Source organism: Pseudomonas sp. HMWF006, assembly GCF_003061205.1.
Classification (GTDB): domain Bacteria; phylum Pseudomonadota; class Gammaproteobacteria; order Pseudomonadales; family Pseudomonadaceae; genus Aquipseudomonas; species Aquipseudomonas monsensis.
The window spans coordinates 412-2,994 of the sequence record NZ_QAIU01000611.1 but is presented as its reverse complement, the minus strand read 5'-3'; the positions used below and the strand labels follow the sequence as shown (position 1 = coordinate 2,994).

Below are 2,583 nucleotides of genomic sequence, written 5' to 3'. Positions count from 1 at the left end.
GCGATGCGCACCTTCCTGATCGACACCCTGGAGCAGGCCATCGACCAATGTGATTTCGTTTTGCTCGGCGGCATGACCGGCACCGGCAAGACCGAAGTGCTGGTGCAACTGCGCAATGGTCTGGACCTTGAGGGGCACGCCAACCATCGCGGTTCAAGCTTTGGCAAACGGGCCACCGGGCAGCCGTCGAACATTGATTTCGAGAACCGGCTGGCCATCGACATCCTCAAGAAACGCGACGCCGGGATCGAGCAGTTCGTGCTCGAGGACGAGAGCCGGGTGGTCGGCAGTTGCGCCTTGCCGCTGCCGCTGTATCAGGGCATGCAGCAGTACCCGATGGTTTGGCTCGAGGACCGTTTTGAACATCGCGTAGAGCGGATCCTGCGCGATTACGTGGTGGACCTGTCCGCGGAGTTTGCCACGGTGCATGGCGAGGACGGTTTTTTGCTGTTTTCCGAGCGGTTGCTCGACAGCCTGAACAATGTGCAGAAGCGCCTGGGTGGCGAGCGCCACCGGCGGATGTTGATGCTGATGGAAGACGCGCTGGCCGAACAGGGGCGTAGCGGGGCGGTGGATTTGCATCGCGGCTGGATCGAAGGCTTGCTGCGTGAGTATTACGACCCGATGTATGTATTTCAGCGCGAGAAGAAGGGCGGGCGGATCGAGTTTGCCGGGGAGCGCGGGGCGGTGCTTGAGTATCTTCGCGAACGCTTGAATCAGAAAGATTCATAGCGTTTTTGCCGGCCGCATCGCTGGCAAGCTGGCTCCCACAGGTATCGCGGATGTACATGAAATTTGTGTACGTCCTGGAACCCTGTGGGAGCCGGCTTGCCAGCGATGAGGCCCGCATGAATCAGCAAGAGTCAGGTCGGACAGGTTTGCTTGCCATGATCCAGCCCCTGCTTGTAGCTGTGGCTCTGCAGACTGGCCTTGCCGTTGTGCCAGGTCAGGGTCAGCACATACAGCGAGTCGAAATCGTTGGCCGCCCAGTCGTCGGTGATGTTCTGTTTCTCGCCCAGCGCTTTCCCGGCGACCTTGTTGATCAGCTCTGGCAGATAGCCGTGGGACCACGCGGTGTAGATCGTCGAGTTGTGGTACTTGTCCTCCAGCAGTTCGCGGGCCAGGTCGCTGGTGTCGTTGGCCGAAAACTCGATGTTCACCGGCAGGCCGAGTTTGATGGCGGCGGGGCTGATGGTCATCAGAGGCCGAATGTAGCTGTAGGAGTTGTCCAGCTCGCCTTCCTCGACATTGCGCGTCGGGTCGGCGGCGAACACGTAATCGGCCTTGCCGAACTTTTCCGGCAGCAGCGTCGACAGCTCGATCGCACGGTTCAGGCCCTGGCAATTAAGCTGGCCGAGCCCGCCATCGGGCTTCTCCGCGTGGCGCAGAAACACCAGCGTCTGGGTGCCGTCCACCGGTTGCGCGCGAATCTGGCTCGATTCCAGCGACAGGAACAACGCACTGACCGCCAGCAGGGAGGGCAGGGCCATGTACGCGCGATGGTTGAAGCGTTTGGCGAATCTCATGAGGTTCGTCATTGGATAAAGGATTCTTCAGCAATGTCGGTTGAGGCTGACAAACCGTTCCACCGCGGGCTCCCAGCTCCGGGTGTTTTCCCTGTCGTGTCGTGCTTCCTTTGCGAATGGCATAGCTCAGAGTCCCTGAGGCCGGTTTGGTTCATGCACCGTAGACGAGGGATGTTACGGTTCGTGCAGAATCGGCTGGCGGCGGCGAATTTTTGATTTTGTTTTGCAAAAGCCCGATCAAAAACATCGCAGCCCGTGGCCGCGCCTACATTATGATCAGGCTTTAAATTGTGACTGGATGCTTCCCATGACCGATCTGTCCGCGTTCCCGATCACCCGGAAATGGCCCGCGCAGTACCCTGACTGGATTCAGCTCTATTCCCTGCCAACGCCCAACGGCGTCAAAGTCTCGATCATGCTCGAAGAGATCGGCCTGCCGTACGAACCGCACCGCGTCGGCTTTGACACTCAGGACCAGTTGTCCGCCGAGTTCCTGTCGTTGAACCCGAACAACAAGATTCCGGCGATCCTCGACCCTCACGGTCCCGGCGACCAGCCGCTGCCGTTGTTTGAATCCGGGGCGATCCTGATTTACCTGGCCGACAAAAGTGGCCAGTTACTGGCTCAGGAAGGCGCACTGCGTTACGAAACCATTCAGTGGCTGATGTTCCAGATGGGCGGCATCGGCCCGATGTTCGGCCAGCTCGGTTTCTTCAACAAATTCGCCGGCAAGGACTACGAGGACAAGCGTCCCCGGGATCGCTACGTCGACGAAAGCACACGCCTGCTCAAGGTGCTCGACGGTCGGCTGGAAGGCCGCGACTGGATCATGGGCGAACGCTACACCATTGCCGACATCGCAACGTTCCCGTGGGTGCGCAACTTGATCGGGTTCTATGAGGCCGGGGATCTGGTCGGCATCCAGAACTTCCCGAACGTCACCCGCGTGCTCGAGCGCTTCCTGGCCCGGCCGGCGGTGATTCGAGGCCTGACCATTCCGTCGTAATCGACACACGACCCTGTGGGAGCTGGCAAGCCAGCTCCCACAGGGTTTCAG

General features: G+C 59.9%; 3 protein-coding genes. 2 read left to right on the top strand and 1 reads right to left on the bottom strand.

Annotated elements, in window-relative coordinates; translation table 11 throughout:
* On the top strand, positions 1-732 hold a 732-nt coding region (locus DBR24_RS28555; protein ID WP_256591936.1), incomplete at its 5' end, for a tRNA 2-selenouridine(34) synthase MnmH.
* 131 nt (positions 733-863) lie between these two features.
* On the opposite strand, the gene DBR24_RS28550 is transcribed toward DBR24_RS28555, so the two are convergent.
* On the bottom strand, positions 864-1,538 hold the full coding sequence (locus DBR24_RS28550) for a histidine phosphatase family protein (protein ID WP_123462233.1): 675 nt from the start codon (positions 1,536-1,538) through the stop codon (positions 864-866).
* A gap of 295 nt (positions 1,539-1,833) precedes the next feature.
* Between DBR24_RS28550 and DBR24_RS28545 the strand changes: the two genes are divergently transcribed.
* Entirely contained in the window at positions 1,834-2,532 is a 699-nt protein-coding gene (locus tag DBR24_RS28545) for a glutathione binding-like protein (protein ID WP_123462235.1), read from the top strand.
* Positions 2,533-2,583: the final 51 nt, after the last annotated feature.

Coding starts and splice junctions, on each gene's coding strand:
- DBR24_RS28545 (WP_123462235.1), top strand. CDS start 1,834: ATGACCGATCTGTCCGCGTTCCCGATCACCCGGAAATGGCCCGCGCAG.
- DBR24_RS28550 (WP_123462233.1), bottom strand. CDS start 1,538: ATGACGAACCTCATGAGATTCGCCAAACGCTTCAACCATCGCGCGTAC.